At 68.9% G+C, this 15,695-nt stretch carries 16 protein-coding genes and 8 pseudogenes; 13 read left to right on the forward strand and 11 right to left on the reverse strand.

The genetic code is table 11. The features are described 5' to 3' along the window. Positions 1–337: 337 nt before the first annotated feature. Positions 338–487, forward strand: a pseudogene (locus ABZ079_RS27940) (IS701 family transposase); the annotation flags it as partial. A gap of 262 nt (positions 488–749) precedes the next feature. On the opposite strand, the gene ABZ079_RS27945 reads toward ABZ079_RS27940, so the two are convergent. Beyond that, positions 750–1,169 carry a CBS domain-containing protein gene (locus tag ABZ079_RS27945; protein WP_356942202.1) on the reverse strand — a complete coding sequence of 140 codons (420 nt, stop codon included), beginning with the start codon at positions 1,167–1,169 and terminating at the stop codon, positions 750–752. 476 nt (positions 1,170–1,645) lie between these two features. Between ABZ079_RS27945 and ABZ079_RS27950 the strand changes: the two are divergent. The 3 genes and pseudogenes from ABZ079_RS27950 to ABZ079_RS27960 form a co-directional block, all read left to right on the forward strand. Continuing rightward, positions 1,646–1,881 (forward strand): annotated as a pseudogene (locus tag ABZ079_RS27950) (histidine kinase); the annotation flags it as partial. Between the two features lie 68 nt (positions 1,882–1,949). Next, positions 1,950–2,286 (forward strand): annotated as a pseudogene (locus tag ABZ079_RS27955) (STAS domain-containing protein); the annotation flags it as partial. 130 nt (positions 2,287–2,416) lie between these two features. Continuing rightward, positions 2,417–2,926 (forward strand): ATP-binding protein, encoded by a 510-nt coding sequence (locus tag ABZ079_RS27960; protein WP_356942203.1) that lies wholly within the window; start codon positions 2,417–2,419, stop codon positions 2,924–2,926. 581 nt (positions 2,927–3,507) lie between these two features. Here ABZ079_RS27960 and ABZ079_RS27965 read toward each other — a convergent pair. Beyond that, positions 3,508–3,864: a helix-turn-helix domain-containing protein gene (locus ABZ079_RS27965; protein ID WP_356942204.1), complete on the reverse strand. Its 357-nt coding sequence runs from the start codon at positions 3,862–3,864 to the stop codon at positions 3,508–3,510. A gap of 179 nt (positions 3,865–4,043) precedes the next feature. On the opposite strand from ABZ079_RS27965, the gene ABZ079_RS27970 reads away from it, so the two are divergent. Further along, positions 4,044–4,373: an STAS domain-containing protein gene (locus ABZ079_RS27970; protein ID WP_356942281.1), complete on the forward strand. Its 330-nt coding sequence runs from the start codon at positions 4,044–4,046 to the stop codon at positions 4,371–4,373. An 87-nt stretch (positions 4,374–4,460) separates the two neighbouring features. Here the strand turns inward: ABZ079_RS27970 and ABZ079_RS27975 are convergent. Beyond that, positions 4,461–4,985, reverse strand: a pseudogene (locus ABZ079_RS27975) (IS5 family transposase); the annotation flags it as partial. A 1-nt stretch (position 4,986) separates the two neighbouring features. On the opposite strand from ABZ079_RS27975, the pseudogene ABZ079_RS27980 reads away from it, so the two are divergent. From ABZ079_RS27980 to ABZ079_RS28005, 6 genes and pseudogenes are all read left to right on the forward strand, one after another. Beyond that, positions 4,987–5,190, forward strand: a pseudogene (locus ABZ079_RS27980) (membrane-associated oxidoreductase); the annotation flags it as partial. 210 nt (positions 5,191–5,400) lie between these two features. Beyond that, complete coding sequence (locus ABZ079_RS27985; protein WP_356942205.1) at positions 5,401–5,868, forward strand: hypothetical protein; 468 nt, start codon at positions 5,401–5,403, stop codon at positions 5,866–5,868. Positions 5,869–6,423: 555 nt separating this feature from the next. Further along, a complete protein-coding gene (locus ABZ079_RS27990; RefSeq protein WP_356942206.1) occupies positions 6,424–6,822 on the forward strand; it encodes a peptidase inhibitor family I36 protein in 399 nt (132 codons plus the stop codon). Between the two features lie 60 nt (positions 6,823–6,882). Beyond that, positions 6,883–7,114, forward strand: a pseudogene (locus ABZ079_RS27995) (IS630 family transposase); the annotation flags it as partial. Positions 7,115–7,300: 186 nt separating this feature from the next. After that, positions 7,301–8,101 (forward strand): maleylpyruvate isomerase family mycothiol-dependent enzyme, encoded by an 801-nt coding sequence (locus ABZ079_RS28000; RefSeq protein ID WP_356942207.1) that lies wholly within the window; start codon positions 7,301–7,303, stop codon positions 8,099–8,101. A gap of 365 nt (positions 8,102–8,466) precedes the next feature. Beyond that, a pseudogene (locus tag ABZ079_RS28005) lies at positions 8,467–8,860 on the forward strand (IS256 family transposase); the annotation flags it as partial. A gap of 248 nt (positions 8,861–9,108) precedes the next feature. Here ABZ079_RS28005 and ABZ079_RS28010 read toward each other — a convergent pair. The 6 genes from ABZ079_RS28010 to ABZ079_RS28035 all read right to left on the reverse strand — a co-directional run bounded on the left by ABZ079_RS28010 (position 9,109) and on the right by ABZ079_RS28035 (position 12,592). Next, entirely contained in the window at positions 9,109–9,390 is a 282-nt protein-coding gene (locus tag ABZ079_RS28010) for a hypothetical protein (protein WP_356942208.1), read from the reverse strand. Positions 9,391–9,505: 115 nt separating this feature from the next. Then, the gene (locus ABZ079_RS28015; RefSeq protein ID WP_356942209.1) at positions 9,506–9,853 is read right to left on the reverse strand and encodes a sulfurtransferase TusA family protein; all 348 of its coding nucleotides are present in this window, start codon (positions 9,851–9,853) and stop codon (positions 9,506–9,508) included. After that, a complete protein-coding gene (locus ABZ079_RS28020; protein WP_356942210.1) occupies positions 9,850–11,106 on the reverse strand; it encodes an MFS transporter in 1,257 nt (418 codons plus the stop codon). Before ABZ079_RS28020 ends, ABZ079_RS28015 begins: the two co-directional genes overlap by 4 nt. A 130-nt stretch (positions 11,107–11,236) precedes the next feature. After that, entirely contained in the window at positions 11,237–11,326 is a 90-nt protein-coding gene (locus tag ABZ079_RS28025) for a PLP-dependent transferase (RefSeq protein ID WP_356942282.1), read from the reverse strand. A gap of 69 nt (positions 11,327–11,395) precedes the next feature. Beyond that, positions 11,396–11,584 (reverse strand): hypothetical protein, encoded by a 189-nt coding sequence (locus ABZ079_RS28030; RefSeq protein ID WP_356942211.1) that lies wholly within the window; start codon positions 11,582–11,584, stop codon positions 11,396–11,398. A 330-nt stretch (positions 11,585–11,914) separates the two neighbouring features. After that, positions 11,915–12,592 carry a metalloregulator ArsR/SmtB family transcription factor gene (locus tag ABZ079_RS28035; protein WP_356942212.1) on the reverse strand — a complete coding sequence of 226 codons (678 nt, stop codon included), beginning with the start codon at positions 12,590–12,592 and terminating at the stop codon, positions 11,915–11,917. An 85-nt stretch (positions 12,593–12,677) separates the two neighbouring features. Between ABZ079_RS28035 and ABZ079_RS28040 the strand changes: the two genes are divergently transcribed. Beyond that, complete coding sequence (locus tag ABZ079_RS28040) at positions 12,678–13,049, forward strand: hypothetical protein (protein ID WP_356942213.1); 372 nt, start codon at positions 12,678–12,680, stop codon at positions 13,047–13,049. A 305-nt stretch (positions 13,050–13,354) separates the two neighbouring features. Here the strand turns inward: ABZ079_RS28040 and ABZ079_RS28045 are convergent. Beyond that, positions 13,355–13,887, reverse strand: a pseudogene (locus ABZ079_RS28045) (GNAT family N-acetyltransferase). A 112-nt stretch (positions 13,888–13,999) separates the two neighbouring features. Continuing rightward, positions 14,000–14,524, reverse strand: coding sequence for a MarR family transcriptional regulator (locus ABZ079_RS28050; protein ID WP_356942214.1), 525 nt, complete (start codon positions 14,522–14,524; stop codon positions 14,000–14,002). Positions 14,525–14,585: 61 nt separating this feature from the next. On the opposite strand from ABZ079_RS28050, the gene ABZ079_RS28055 reads away from it, so the two are divergent. Beyond that, the gene (locus ABZ079_RS28055; RefSeq protein WP_356942215.1) at positions 14,586–15,665 is read left to right on the forward strand and encodes an EamA family transporter; all 1,080 of its coding nucleotides are present in this window, start codon (positions 14,586–14,588) and stop codon (positions 15,663–15,665) included. The last annotated feature ends 30 nt before the right edge of the window (positions 15,666–15,695 follow it).

The following is a 15,695-nucleotide window of genomic DNA, read 5'->3' on the forward strand; positions in this document are numbered from 1 at the left end:
GGCATCGGTGCGAAGGGCCCGCGCTCCTACGACTGGGCCTGGGGGAAGACCGGCAAGGGTGGTCATCGCCTCCTGCTGCTCCCCGCCGCAACTGGACCACCGGTGAACTCGCCTGTAAGTCGCCCTGTCCCACTACCCGCTCAGGCACCGAACCTCCTGGCACCGGCACATCACGGTCGCCATGCTCGCCCTGGCCTTCCTCGCAGCAGTCGCCGCCGACGCGGCCCCGGACCGGCCAACCGATGACTGCTGTGACATGGTCGTACGCAAAGCGGCACCGGGAGACGCGGGAGGCGAGTCCGGACAACTTGCAGGAGCGTTTCGTGCATCGGTTTGCCGGCCGGAGCCGCGGGAGTCAGCTCTGGCGTGTATGCGGGGACTGGTATCTCCGCTGGAACGTAAGAACGGGCGGACGCCTGACGAGGAAGCCGGTCACCCAGCGCCCGACCGGATGCACCGGCTGTTGAGCCGGTGCGACTGGGACGCCGACGACTGATCCCCGCCTCACTCGCCGACGGCCGCCACCCCGTCGAGCACGTCCCGCACTGGTCACACTGGCGCCGAAGAGGCCGGCACCAAGCCCGCACCAGCCACAACAAACGACACGGCCACACACCACCCGAAGCCGACAAACCTCAGGACAAAGACCGTTGCAGTACGAGGTGCCAAGGCGTCGGCCGCCGCACGTCGAGGGGCGTGATGCGCAGCGGTGAGCCGACCAGTTCGTGCCGCCGCGTGATACTCATGCGTCACTGGTTCGACTTGGCCGCGCTGATGTCACCGAGTGCGGACTCCGCATCCCGTTCGATCGCCATGTCGCCGAGGGAGACGATGCCCACCGGGTGGCCCTGCTCCACGACCGGAAGGCGGCGGATGGAGTGCTCGCGCATGAGTTCCACCGCATGATCGAGATCCTCGTCTGGGGTCACCGTGACCACATCGCCACTGCACGCAGAAGCAACGGTCCTCTGCTCCGGATCGCCGCCCTCCGCGAGCGCGCGCACCACGAGGTCGCGGTCGCTGACCAGACCGCGCAGCTCGTCATCCTCAACGACCAGGACGACCCCGATGTCCTCGTCACGCATCTTCTGGGCCACCGCCGTCACCGACGCCTGCGGCTCGACCGTCACCAACTGGCTGGTCATGATGTCACGCACATGCTGAGCCATGACGCCTCCCTTGCTCTGGGTCTGGCGCACACTGCGCTACACGAGCCGAGTACCCGATGACCGCCGTATGCCACCCGGCTGATTGCGGCACTATTCAGCAGCGGTGACGGCTGGGGCCAGCCGTGGGCGCTCGATGCCGGGCTGGCCGCAGCGCCGCTCTTGGTGCCCGGTCGTCCGCCCCGACCGTAGCCGGTACGCCCTCGCGGCCGCCGGGCCGGTCCGTGGTCAGGTGCTGCGCCGGGGTGTTGCGACGCTCGCGACACCCCGCGCCCGCGACCTGGCGGTGTTCCTCGAAGCCGCGGACGTCGACGATCCGGAGGGCGTGCTGGACGATCCGCGGTGGGTGGAATGGCCCCCGCGGCGGCGGCCCACAGGAGCGGAGCGCGACCTGTGTGTCCGAGAGTCGGGCCGCTCGGGACCGACCATGCACCGGGTGTGCGTGGTGAACGGGTTCACACGGCCGCAAGGCGCCGTTGGGGGTGGCGCTGTCAATGGAGCAGGCTGGCGGTGCCCGGATGCCGGTGCTGGTCTCCTCCGTCGTGAAACGCGGCGGTCCCGGTGCGCCACTGCTGATCCGCACCACCATCTTCGACGGCCGGGACCGCCGCACCTACGAAGAGGAACTGCTGCGAGCCCGGAAAGCGGCCGAGGAAGCACGTGAACAGGCTGGGCCGGCCGTGCCCGGCTGCAGGACGCCCTGGCCGTGCTCCAGTAGCGCCTTCACCGCCGGCCACGCCGACGACCCCACCGCCACCCCCGACCCCCGGACCAAAACTCCGAATGAGCCCGCTGAAGATCACCACCAGAGACGCCATGACCGGTCCCGTTCTGGAGATTCTCGGCGACCTCGACCGCCCCAACGCCACCGAACTGCACGAACTGCTCACCAGGCTCTGCCTCCGGCCAGGCCAACACCTCGTGTTGGACCTTGCCGACATGCAATGTTGCGACTCCAGCGGCATCAGCGTCCTGATCGCCGCCCGTAATGCCGCCCCACGCCGCCCAAGCCGACATCGCACGTGCCGCAGTCCTTGCCCACACCCTGCGCGTTCTGCACATCGTCGGCCTCGACCAGATCTTCTCCCTCCACCCCGACAGCGACGCCGCCACCCAGCCCCGACCCACAGAGCATGTAATCAGGCAGCGGGGGAGCGTCCACGGTATGTGCGGGGAGCACCTGGGTACGCGACTGAACGGAAAAACCAAAAAAGCACCGAAGAGCGGCGAACGCAACGAAAGAGCACCGTATGGCCATCCCACTCACGAAGAAGACGGCTGACGAGCAGGCGGGTACGGATGAGGGCGCCCCGCTGCGCTACGGCGCGATCTGGGGGGAGGGGGCGGCCCGCGCCGCGGACGCCCGTCAGGCCCTGCGCGCCATCCTCGGCCACGCCCTGCGAACCGGCCGCACTGCAGTGCCGACGGCCTTGGCTGTCGACGCCGAACTAGCCGCCAGTGAACTGGTCACCAACGCCATCCTGCACGCTCCGGGCCCCTGCGGGATGACCTTGCAGCTGTCCAGCGACGAGTTGACGATCACCGTATGGGACAGCTCCACCGAGAAGCCGGCGGCGAAGATGGCTGACCCTCGCCGCATCGGCGGTCATGGACTGCATCTGGTGCACACGGTCAGTACGAGAGTCGTCGTCGCCCTTCGCGAAACGGGAAAACGGATCACCGCCCATCTGCCCCTGGCGCCGAATCAAGCCACCGGCGCTCTCGGCACGACCGCCCTTCAGGCCTCCCTCCCCAACTGAACCACCACGGTCACCGGCCCGCAGCTGGCAGCGAAGACAGCCGCTGATCCCGGCGGTCGACAAGCGCACCCCAACCCGCTGGGCCGCCACACCGCCGGAGCCGCAGGGCTCACCGCACGCCGACTGCCCCTGCGCCTCGACGATCCTCGCCATGCACGGCGCGGTGCGCGGAGCAGGACGTACCCGCCCATCGCCTATACGCCCATCGCTCCTACCGGCAACGGCGCACCGCCCTGGTGACCGCCGAACGCGTGCGCGTGCGCCTGGGCGACCACCGACCGCGATCGGGCAGGCGGCCCACACCATTCACTCGGACAAGGGCATGTCGTCACCTAGCCGGGCAGGTGGGACCAAATCCAATGCCGATCAAGGTGGAGCCCAAAGAACTTGCCCGAGTGGAGCCACTGCGACCTGTCACAAACAGGCGAGACCAAGCGCACCGACACCGGCGGCCTGCTCCTCTCCCGCCCGGGACACCATGAACCACGCCCGCGCACGGGGCGTGTGGGCCGACGGCGGGGGGATGGAAGTTGAGGTTGGCGGTGGGTTGCCGCGGGGACGTGATGATCGACGTCTCTACCTCACGCCTTGGTATCCGCCAGACGTGGCGACTGAGCGTCCGGTGTCGTGACGCGGTCCGTCTCATCCTGCACGAGCAGGGAAAGCAGGGAGGCCACGGTGAGGCCGGCTTCCGCCGGGTGGCGCAGCACCTTGTCCGGATCGATGCGATAGGTATTCGCGCGCCCATCGCGGGTGTGAGACAGGTAACCATCCTGCTCGAGATCGGAGATGATCCGCTGGACAGCGCGCTCCGTCAGCCGGCAGTGGACGGCGATGTCGCGGATCCGGACGTTCGGGTTGTCGGCAATGGCTGCCAGTACGCGCGCGTGATTGGTGATGAACGTCCACCCGGTGTGAGACTCAGGCACTCCGACCATGCACGCATTTTAGGCCGCGCCGTTGCCGGAGCCCAAACACATGACATACTTTTCGTGTAATCACTGACGTGTTTCCGGAGTCACGGGAGGGCCAGAAGGTGTCGTTTGACGAGGCCATCGCGCCAAGACGCACGGACGACGCTGGCGGGAGCACTGACCAGTCGCCTGGCCAGGTCAAGGTGCAAGCTCTGGAACGGGCCGCAGTGGTTCAGTACGCATGGCGCGGCACCTGGGTCGTCGTCGCTCGTGGCTCCTACGACATGCAGTCGATCACGCCCCTGACGGACGCGCTGGAGACCGCAGCCAGGAAGCACCCGAAGGTGGTCCTGGACGCTTCCGACATCACCTTTGCGGACTCAACGCTTCTGAATCTGCTGATTCTCACCCACCAAGCGACGGACCTGCGCGTAGCCGCGCCGACACAACAGGTCCAGCGGCTCCTGGAGGTCACCGGAGTCGACACGATCCTGAAGGTAGGAGCGACGGTAGAAGACGCTGCTGCCTGTTAGTGAGCTGAGCGGCCGCTCCGGTCGGGGGCGCTTCCACCACGGGCAGGTGGCCCGGGCGCTGTCGCGCTCGAAGCGCGACCGAACCATCTACCCCTCGGTCGAGTCGCTGCGCCAGGTCGGCGCCTCCAGGGTTGCGGCAAAATGGACTCCGGCCATGTAGCGGGGGGCGAGTTCGTCGAAGCGGGTGGCGTTGCGCGGAACTGCTTCAGACGGCTGAAGCAGCGTTCGACCACATTGCGAGCCTTGCAGGAAGGGCGGCGGTCTGCCGCCGGCCTGCCCGCGCCGCACGCGGTTGGCCTCTGGCCCGCCCGTTCCGGAATCACGGCTCGGATGCCCAGCCTGCGCAGGGTCGGCGGATCGCCCGTGATGAGTACGCCTCGTCCTGATCACCGCGTCGGGGCTGCGGCGGGATCGTCCGGCACCGGTCCGGGGGCACTCGCAGTTCGCCCATGACGGTGTCGAAGACGGTGGAGTCGTTGACGTTGCCGGGCGTGACCACGACGGCCAACGGCAGCCCCGGCCGTCGCACGCGAGATGGACCTTGGCGGTCAGCCCGCCGCGGGACCGGCCGAGCGCCTGGCCGGCCGACGCGCATGCCGGATCTTGCAGTTGTCCCGTGAAGGCGGGCGAGGCCCCTGACTTCAACCCCTTCTTCTACACCCTCGACCTGCTCCTGCCGATCATCGACTTCGGCCAGGAGTCAGCGTCCTCCCCTCAGAGCCGGTACCAGTGGCTGTCGTATGGTCTGATCATCACCGGCTGGGTTCTGGCGACGACGATCGTCGCGGGCGTGACGTATACGGTCAGCCGCCAATGATTCATCCAGAACCGGTCGGTGATCAGATGGACTGTCGATCAGCTCTCTTGCTGCGGTCGGTCGGATTCGGTCCGGTCGGCGGCCTCCTCCCAGCCACCCTCAACCTCCGCGTGCCGGACGACACTCCGGTACTCCTGAGCACCCCTGGGGCACACCTCGTTTCCCCTGCGACACTGAGTGTGCCAAGCCGTGGACAGAGAAAGACATACCGTGAACGAGGTACAAGAGAGTCTCTGCTTCGCAGGTCCCGCCACGGTGACCATGTTCGTCATCGGCGCGGGCAACGAACCGCTGCCGCCGGAGACTTTCCACCTCGCCGGACCAGTGCCCGACGAGGTGCGCCCTTTCATGCCGCAGGAGCAGCCGGCAGAGATCGCGGCGCTCGGCCTCGTTTCGTACGACCTCATCTTCCACGACACCTCTCTCGCCCTGTCCACCTACACGTGCGAGGCCTTGCGCCGCCTGTGCGCGGACGGCCGAGCAGTGGCCTGGGCCGGATTCGAGGGGTCGTTCCACTACGACCACCTCCTCACCGAGGACATTGCCTCCTCGGTCTACGGATACTGCGCGAGCGGCGCCGAGCCCGTCGTGGCATGGGACTTCACCACCCTGCACAGCGCAGCCTGGAGGCAGGGGATAGCCAGAACCCGTGCGACCCTGCAGGGACTGATGTATTGACCTTGAGCCACCCACGGTCGCCGGTCAGTCGGTGAACGGGGGGACTCCGTCCCACGCCCCGGCCTTCGCTCGGAGGGCAGGGGCCGCGGTGACCTGCGGCTCGCTGGGGAGAGGATAGGTGGGTGGGGCCGAGTGACCCCCTCCCCGGACGGGCTCCCGGAGAGGACCGTAACCCGCGCCGGGCCGCCAAGTCAGCCGCCTGTGGCGGTCGCGCGAGCGTGAGCCTGGCACCCCGACACGGCCCGCGGTCGGCTGCGCCTGCCCGTCGAGGGTCGGCGATGTGAGGGACCCCGTGAGCGGCCCGCACGGCGCCCCATCCGGCGTTGCCCCGGCACAGCGAGCGCGCGGACATGCCGCACTACCACCACGGATGGATGCCTTCTGGCGCCCTCACCATCGCGACCGCCCGTAACCCTGCAACCGATCTGCACGGCTGGATCAGCAGCATCACAGGTGCCCGCGGTAAAGGCCTGTTTTCGCGTGTGGTTCCCTCCGGCTGGCTGCTCTAGTAGGCAGGGAGCTCTCCACCTGTTCCCAACTGAAGGTGATCCTGAGATGTCACTGCGCCGCTCACTTTTCACCCTCACTGCCACGGCAGGCTTGGCCATCTCCGCGGCGCTCACCGCACCAGCCGCGGCAGCGGTACCCACCAGTCAGGCGGCTCCGAAGTCAGCCACCGCGTACCAGGACTGCCCGGTCGGCTGGTTCTGCGTCTGGGAGGACGCTGGTGGGTGGGGCCGGATGGCGCGCTTCCAGCTGGGTTCTGACGACCTCCGCGACTTCAACCTGAACGACCAGATCTCCTCCGTGTGGAACAGAACTGGCAAGACCTTCTGCACGTGGCTGAACATCAACCGTGATGGCGCCACATGGCCGGTAGGGAACTGGCAGGGCAACACCTCCCAGTACAACCGAAACGACAACATCAGCTCCTTGTGGGTAGGGGCATGCTGATCACCTCGCCTGGTTGCTCGTTGTGATGGTTGGACATGAACTTCCAACCATGGGGCGGGCATGGCACCACCGGTCAGAGTCCGCGGGCCGGCTGAGGAGGAGGCGCAGAAGCTTCAGCAGATCGTGAGGCGGGGCAGTACGAGCCCGGTGCGGTTCGGGCGCAGGAGGGACACGGTGAGGGACGTGATCCCATCGCTTCAACGGGATCGGGCTCGCGTGGCTGAACCCGCAGTGGGCGGGAGGCCGTCCCCGCCTGCTGAACCGTGATGACGAGGACTTCGTCGTCCAGACGGTCAAACCGGCAGCGGCTGATCCCTGCCAGGCAGCAAGCCAGCCCGCAGCGCACCACGGATGAACGCTGAGCGTGGACCCAGGCCGCCGTCGAACGCCAAGCGAGCGACGCGCTGCAGAAAGACGCCGTCACCAAGAGGTCGGAAATCGCTGTTCCCTTGCCGGAGCAGAGTGATAGACATCTGAAGTGCAGAACACTCTGAGCTTCCCCGACCTGCTGCGAATGATCGACGAACGGTCGAGCGCGTTCCGTGCCGCGGTCACCGCCGCACCCAGCCTCGACGTGCAGGTGCCGACCTGCCCCGAGTGGACGCTGTTCGACCTGGCGCAGCACCTCGGCGAGGGGCGCCGCGCCTGGGCCGCCACCATCGCCGCAGGCCCTGACGCCACGGCCAAGTCCGCACCGCAGGGCGACCCGGTCGCACCTCGGGAGCGCGAGGCCCTGCTGGCGTGGTTGGTCGCATCGACGCAGCAGCTACTGGACGCACTGCGGGAGGCCGGCCCGGATCGCGGTTGTTGGACGTGGTGGGGTAAGTCGCAGTCGCCGCAGACCTGCGCTGCCGCCGCCCGGCGCCAGCTGCACGAGATCGCCGTGCACACGTACGACGCCCAGCTCACTCTGGGTGCCCCGCAGCCGCTGCCCGACGAGGTGGCACTCGACGGTGTCGAGGAGTTCCTGTCCACCATCTGCACAACGACGGTTCCCTGGCCGCACGAGCCCGCTGCCGTCGATTACCACGCCTCCGAGGGCCGCTCCTGGCGTAACTGGCTCTCCGAAGACGGCGCACGGGCCGTCCGCCTGCCCACCCCCGTCACACCGGCCGCCACCGGCGCCGGCGGGGACCCGGACGCCGCCGACGCCTCCGCCCGAGGCACGGCCAATGAGCTGGTCCTCGCCCTCTACGGCCGTATTCCGTTGGACTCCCTGAAACTCGACGGCAACCGACGTCTCTTCGACCAGCTCGTCGCCTGGGACCCGGAGCGGTAAGACGTAACGGGGCGAGCCATCTGGTATGCCCCGAGGCAGGCCTTTGGCCAACGGCTACCCCCGCCTCTACGGCCTGGCCGCCTGCGCTCTGTGCGCGGTGTGACGGCAGGAGCCGACGAGTTTTCTGCACCGGTGCCCGCTTACGCCCGGAGCCCTGGGTTTCCCGAGGGATCCCACGTTGATCAGCGTGTGATCAGCACGACGAGGAGAACGGACAACGTGCCTGCCGTGAGGACCGCCCGAGCACTGCTCAGGACGTGTGGATCGGGGCTCGGTGAGTGCGCGAAGGGCGTACCTTCCCGAGTGATCGATTGAAGGTCACCGAGTAGGCCGATGCTGCGAACGTGGGTCGGGAAGGCACGCCCATGCTCAGCGTAGTCAGTGTCGACGGCAGCACCCCGAACGGCTCCCTGATCGCCGAGATCGTCCGCGAGGGCGCACGGCGGGTGCTCGCCGCGCTTGAGGCCGAAGTCAACGCTCATTCAGCAGAGTTGGCCGACCAGGGGACGAGGGCGGCCGATGCGTTGTCGTCCGCAACGGCTACCACAGCCGTGGCAAGGTCCCCACCGCCGCCGGAGTCATCGAAGTGAAGGCCCCGCGGGTGAACGACAAGCGCGTCGACAGACCACCGGGGAACGCAAGCGGTTCTCCTCGGCGATCCTGCCGCCCTGGTGCCGCAAGTCCTCCAAGATCAGCGAGGTGCTGCCGCTGCTCTACCTGCACGGCCTGTGCTCAGGCGACTTCGTGCCCGCACTCGAACATAGACCGTGAAGGATTCGGAGAACTCCACGGCCGCATTCGCGAAAGGCTGGCGAGACCACGAGGCGTACGTGGGTGCGATGGACCGCGACAGTGTCCGGGTCGAGACGTGGGAGCTCCATTTCCCTCGGGCGCAGTAGGGGCGGCAACGTCGGTTTCGCCGGCGTTTCCCACGAGATCACGATCGACGGGTAGGCGCTGTTCTTCGCAGTCGGGCGTGACGACAGGTCAGGCCCGGGGTCCTTGCGCTACCGGCCGGCGGGTGGGCGGCTCGAGATGAACGTGGCGGCCAGAGTTTCGATGAACTGGTCGGTGACGGGCTCGCGGGAGATGAAGCGTCGGCACACCAGGGGTCCGCACAGGCGGGCGTACTCATCGGCGTCAATGCTCACCCCGGACGGCGCCAGGAGCTGGTTGAGGGCGTCCCGGCGGGTGGCGACGAGCCGGTTCAGCGCCTGACCGCTCTCGGCATCGTGGTCGGCCTGGGCGGCGAGCATCATGAGGGCGGCCGCGTTCGCCTGTGCCTCCATGCCCGCGCGCAGGCTGCGCAGGAACGCGGCGACGATCTGCCCGGGAGTGCCGGAACCGCGGTATTCCCCCCGCTCACGCCGCGCGGCTGGACCATCGGGAACGAAGCGACGCGAGTCAGCCTCCAGTGGACTCAACGTCAGCAGCAGGTGTGGCCCGGTGCCATGGGGCGTCGGGTCGGGTCTGCGTCGGCTGGGCGGCGAGGCGGAGGGAATAACGGAAGGAATAGACGCCCTGTTGGGCAGGGGAGGGGCCAAGGTAGTCGTGCCCGGCATGTGGCACCGGGCGGGCAGACCGAGTGGTGCGGTCGGGGTCGTTGGCGATGACGTGCGCGAGGATGCCCGGCTTCCCGCCGTCGATCTCCTTGCATGGGCGCAGCAGGAGGGTGCCGCAGAGCAGGCCGGTGCCGTCGACGGTGATGCCGGGCGCGGGGGCTTCGGGGTTCTTGGGGGTTTTGGGGTTCATCGGCGGTAGGCGGTGGCGGCGACGGCGGGCAGCAGGGCGAGGGAGAGGACGCCGCCGGTTAGCGCGAGGGCGGGGTAGCTGGTGGCGGCGACCATGATGCCGGAGGCCATGCCGCCGGTGGCCCCGGCGATGGCGATGGAGACGTCGACCAGGCCCTGGGTCCTGGCGCGGGTGGCAAGCGGCACGGTGTCGGTGATGATCGCGGTGCCCGCCACTAGGCCGAGGTTCCAGCCCAGCCCCAGCAGGGCCAGCGCGAGCGCGAGAAGCGCGACGGAGTCGCCGGGTGCTGCGGCGGCGAGGATCCCGGCGGCCAGCAGGGTGATGCCCGAGGCGGCGGCGACCTTCATCCGGCCGTAGCGGTCGACGAGCCACCCGGTGAGCGGTGAGGGGAGGTACATGGCGCCGATGTGGATGGCAATGACAAGACCGGAGGCGGCGGTGCCGTGGCCGTGGTCGTGCATGTGGACCGGCGTCATCGTCATGATCGCGACCATGACGAGCTGGGTGAGGACCATGACCAGGGCGCCGAGGACCACTCCTCCGGGGCCTTCGCTGGTGTCGGTGGCGGCCGGGTTGGCCGTGCCATCGGCTTCCTTGGCCCGGGCGACGGTGCGGGCCAGGAGGAGCGGGTCCGGGCGCAGCCAGAGGGCGAGGACGAGCGCGGCGAGTGCGTAGGCGATGCCGGAGAGGATGAAGGGTCCGGCGAGGTCGGGGATGCCGAGGTGTTCGGCGAAGCTGCCGGTGGGGGCGGCGAGGTTAGGCCCGGCGATGCCACCGAGGGTGGTGGCGACCAGGACGGTGGACACTGCCCGGGCGCGGTGGCCGGGTGCGGCGAGGTCGGCTCCGGCGTAGCGGGCCTGGAGGTTGGTGGCAGTGCCGGCGCCGTAGACGAACAGGGCGATGAACAGCAGGAAGGGGTTGTCGAGGACGGCGGCGATGATGACGGCGGCCGAGCCGATGGCGCCGGTGAGGTAGCCGGTGGCGAGTCCGGGGCGGCGGCCGCGGGCCTGGGAGATTCGGCCGACGGCGACGGCGGCGAGGGCCGAGCCGGCGGTGAACAGGGCGCTGGGCAGTCCGGCGAGGCTGGTGGTGCCGAGCATGTCCTGGGCGAGGAGGGCGCCGACGGTGACGCCCGCGGCGAGACCCGCGCCGCTGAGGATTTGGGATGCGACCAGGACGCGCAGGATCCGGAGCTGGGCCTGGGCGGGCTCGGGGATGGAGGCCGTCGTGCTGGTGGGCGCGGTGCTGGTCATGTCTCTTTTCCGGAGCGGCGGTGAGCGGTGCGGGACCGGCGGGGAGGGGCTGGCCGGTCTCGGCAGAACGGCGCGGCCGTTGCACCGGCCAGGATGGACAGCGCTGCGGGCCGGTGCACAGGGTGGAAGTTCAGTCGGCGTCGAGGGCCTGGGCGAGGTCGGCGATCAGGTCGTCGGCGTCTTCGAGGCCGACGGGCAGGCGGACCATGCTGTCGGCGATGCCCCGCTTGGCGCGCTCGGCGGGTCCAGGCCGTGGTGGGTGGTGGTGACGGGCTGGGTGACCAGGGACTCAACTCCGCCGAGGCTGGGGCGATGGCGAACATCCGGAGCCGGTCCACCACGGCGGCGGTCCGGTCGGCGTCCGCGCCGCTGCCGCCGTCTCGATGTCCTCCTGGTCCTCCTGCGTGGTCCAGCGGCCCAGGGACAGCCGCAGCGCGCCGAGCGCCCGGTCCGCGGCCAGACCCATGGCGGTGAGCACGGGGGGAGGAAGTGTGGGTGCCGCTGTCGCAGGCCGAGCCGGTCGAGGCCGCGATCTGACCGACGGCGGCGGCCGTCCTTGAGACCTGCCGGGCCCTTGAGCGGCTGCACGGCGCCCGGGTGACCGTGCTGCCGGTCGACGGTGACGGGCTCGTCGAGCGGGCCGCTCTTGCGGCAGCCTGCCGTGCCAGCGCGCAAGCCGCGCTCCTGCCCGCCGCCGTAGACGACCGGCTCCAGTCGTACCCCGTCACGGGAGTGGTGGCGTTGTAGTCCAGGTAGACCGGCCCGCCGGTCAGTCCCGGATACGGCGGGAGGCCGCCGCCCGGGCCCATCACGTCACGTCCGAGGCGTCGACGGGCAGCTCCGACAGGCGCCACTCCAGCATGCCGTCGTTGAGGCGGATCGCGCGGCGGCCGCGGTCGGTCAGCAGCCGTACGGCGTCGTAGGCCAGGACGCAGTACTCGCCGCGGCAGTAGACGACGATGTCCAGGTCCTTGGGCAGTTCGTTGATCCGGTCGGCGAGCTCGTCGGCCGGGATCGAGATCGCGCCGGGGATGTGTCCGGCCCGGTACTCCTCCACGGGGCGCACGTCGAGCACGACGACGTCCCCGGAGGCGACGCGGATTCGCAGTTCCTCACGGCTGAGCTCGGCGGCGGTGTCCTCGCCGAGGTAGGCGTCGCGGGCGGCGGGCACGGCGGCCTGGTGGGCTTCGGCGACCTTGCGCAACAGCGCGAACAGCTGGGCCACGTCGTCACCGGCGAGCCGGTAGTGGATGCGCACGCCTTCGCGGCGGGTGGCGACGAACCCGGCCTGCTTGAGCGTCTGCAGATGCGCGGACGCGGTGGTCAGGTTGAGACCCGCCGCCTTCGCGAGCGCGTCGACGGTGCGCTCGCCCTGGGCCAGCAGATCCAGCAGCTCCAAGCGCTTTCCGCTGGCCAGCGCCTTGCCGCTGGCCGCGAACGCGTCATACAGCCGGGCCTTCGTCGCGCTCTTCGTGCTTCCTGACAAAGCATCCTCCAGAATTCCATGGATTATTGTAGTTGAGTCCGGTGGGTGACCACACGCCCCCGTTCCCGGGATCTTGGAGGACGCCGTGGGCTTCGCGGACGATCACCTCATACCGTTGGTCGACGAAGGGCTGGGCAACAGCACCTGCCTGCTCGACCTCGGCGACTGCCGCGCCCTGGTCATGGACGCCAGCCGCGACCTGCGCGCCCTGCGCGTGGCAGCCGGGCGGCGCGGGCTGCGCATCGCGTTCGCCGCGGACACGCATCTGCACGCCGACTTCCTCTCCGGCGCCTCCAGCTCGGCCACGACACCGGCGCCACGATCCTGGCCTCCGCCGCGCCGCGGCCGTCCTCACCGCCGCTTCGGGACTTCTTGCCCCCCGCTGGATCACGGAGCACCGCCCCAGCACCCGCTGGACCTGCTCGCCCAGTGGTCCAGGACTGACCGGAGGCCATGAAGTCGATCCAGCGTCCGCCGCCGGCAAGAGCGGCCCGGCGCGCTGCCGTGCGGGGCTCGATGCCGACGAGGTCAGCGACCACGATGGGTGGCAGGTGATGACCGCTTCCATCATTGCGGTGTTGCGTGCGGCACGGACGGGCAGGCCCTGGCCGGCAACGTGTCCGCCAGCGCTCTTCGGGTGCCGTTGAGCGGACTCGTCGGCGAGGAGGCCCCTCACAACGGGATCGCGATGCCGACCTGCGAACGCCTTGCGTCCGTGTCGGGCGGGAGTGGCATGCGATCGGCGCCCGCGGTGGGCGTCCGTCACATGGGAAGTGAGAGTAGACGCACTGTGCCGGCCGGCCACTGCACACCTTGGTGCAAGGGCGTCCACATGGTCCGCAGCGGCATGGTCACGGGTCCTTCATGCTGCTGAACCTGGACCTCGTGGTTCAGCACGCGCCAGCCGAGTCGCTGGTAGAGAGGCACCAGGGGAGGCAGACAGAAGAGAAGTCCGTGCCGTGGCCCCATCGCTCGGGCATGCTGTAGTGCTGCCGTCATGACCAGCCGCGCGAGCCCGTTCCCCCGTACATCCGGGGCAACGGCTACTCCGCCGACACCCACGACCTCCGTGTGCCCATGGCCGATGGCCATGGGCAGTCGCAGTAGGCCGGCATGTGCCACAAGTCGGTCGCCCATTCTGACGCCGAAGTGGTCTTCCTTGGGCAGTCAGACCAAGCCGGTGTCCGCTACCCCGAACGGGTCGGGCTGTCGCCGAGGATTTCGATCTGTTCGGCCACCGTGTAGTGCGTGAGTCGCTCTACGGTCGGTGAAGCGGAAGGCAGGTGATCTGTCATCTCGGTATGACCCTTCGTCGGTCGCCGTCGGCCGACTGGTCCGCCCGAAGCGGCCGTTCTAAGCGCTTGATGACGCTTCGAAGTGCTGGGCGCAGTCGGCAGAGGCGGTCGGTCAGTAGCCGCTAGCAGGGCGCGGAGACTCCATGTGGGAGAGCCACGACGTCAGCAGTGTTTCGAGTGCCGAAGCCTCGGTTGGCGTCAGGAGATCCAGCAGGCGCCGCTCGTTGTGCATGTGGTCGGTGAACGCTCGGTCGATGAGTTCCAGTCCGGGTCCGGTGAGGGCGACGATCCGGCCCCGTTGGTCGTCGTCGGATCGTCGGCGGGTGACGAGTCCGGCTTGCTCCAGGCGATCGATTCTCTTCGTCATCGCGCCGGTGGTGACCATGGTGTGCGCGGCGAGTTCGCCGGGTGCCCGTTCATACGGCTCGCCCGCGCGTCTCAGGGCGCACAGGACGTCGAATTCTCCTTCGCTCAGGCCGTAGCGGCCGTAGACGAGGCGGAGTTCCTCGCTGAGACGGTCTGCCAGGCGGTGTAGTCGTCCGATTACCCCTTGTGGCGAAACGTCGACCTCGGGTCGTTCGCGGCGCCACTCGTCCTGGATTCGGGCCACCCGGTCCACCGGTTGCCGGTCTGTCATGACCCCATAGTAGCTTCCTAGGAAGCTATATTTACCTTCCATGGAAGCTAATGCGCGTTGGATGGCGCTGACCGCAGTCGCGCCGGTGGCCTGGGGCGCCAACTACTTCGTCACCCGAGAGTTCCTCCCGGTGGATCGCCCGTTGTACGGGGCTGCCCTGCGGGCACTGCCCGCCGGTCTCGCCCTGCTGGCCTTTCGCAGGCAACGGCCCCGCGGTGCGTGGTGGTGGCGCTCCGCCGTACTGGGCCTCGTCAACGTGAGCGCGTTCTTCGTCCTCGTCTACGCCTCCTCACAGCTGCTGCCCACGAGCGTCGCCGCGACTGTCATGGCGGTGTCTCCGCTGACGATGATGTTCATGGCATGGCCTCTGGTGGGAGAATCGCCCCGGACGGCACATCTGGCCGGTGCCGTGATCGGGCTTGCTGGCGTATCTCTCATGCTGCTCGCGGGGGTAGCCGCGACAAGCGTGCCGGGAATCCTCGCCTCCGCAGCGGCCGTACTCGTGTCGTCCTTCGGCCACATCCTGGCCAAGCGGTGGAGCGGCGCCGCCGACGCGATCGCCACGACCGCCTGGCAGCTCACCGCCGGAGGTCTGTTCCTGCTGCCGGTTGCCGTAGTGGTAGAGGGCACTCCGCCCGAGCTCTCCACACCTACGCTCCTCGCCTTCTGCTACGTCGCCTTGGTGGCCACCGCACTGGCCTTCACGGTCTGGTTCACCGGACTGCGGCACCTGCCCGCTGGCACCGTGGGACTGATCGGATTCCTCAACCCCGTCACGGGCGTGCTGTTCGGCACAGTGCTCGCCGGGGAAGTACTGACAATTAAGCAACTATGCGGACTGGCTCTGGTCCTGGCGGGCGTCACCCTCGGTCGGCCCACGCGTGCTGGCCGACGTGAAGCAAACGGCCGGGTTGCCGGCGGGGAGGCGCCGCCGCTCGAACAAAGCGGCCAGGTCACCGCAGCGCAGACCGGCGACCTGCCTGACCGCCCAGGCCTTCCGCCGGTCGGTGAAGAACGTCTGCACCGGCTTCCTGAGGACTGCCACCGGGGTTTGGAAGAACCTTTCGTTCGACCAACCGGCTCATCACAGCTGACCGCGGGGCGGGAAGGTTCCAAGGTCCCCTCGGATGAGACACCTTGAAGCGTCTGGAGAACCATCCCACTTCGGCTC

Source organism: Streptomyces sp. NPDC006314, assembly GCF_040613075.1.
In the GTDB taxonomy this organism is placed as follows: Bacteria; Actinomycetota; Actinomycetes; order Streptomycetales; family Streptomycetaceae; genus Streptomyces.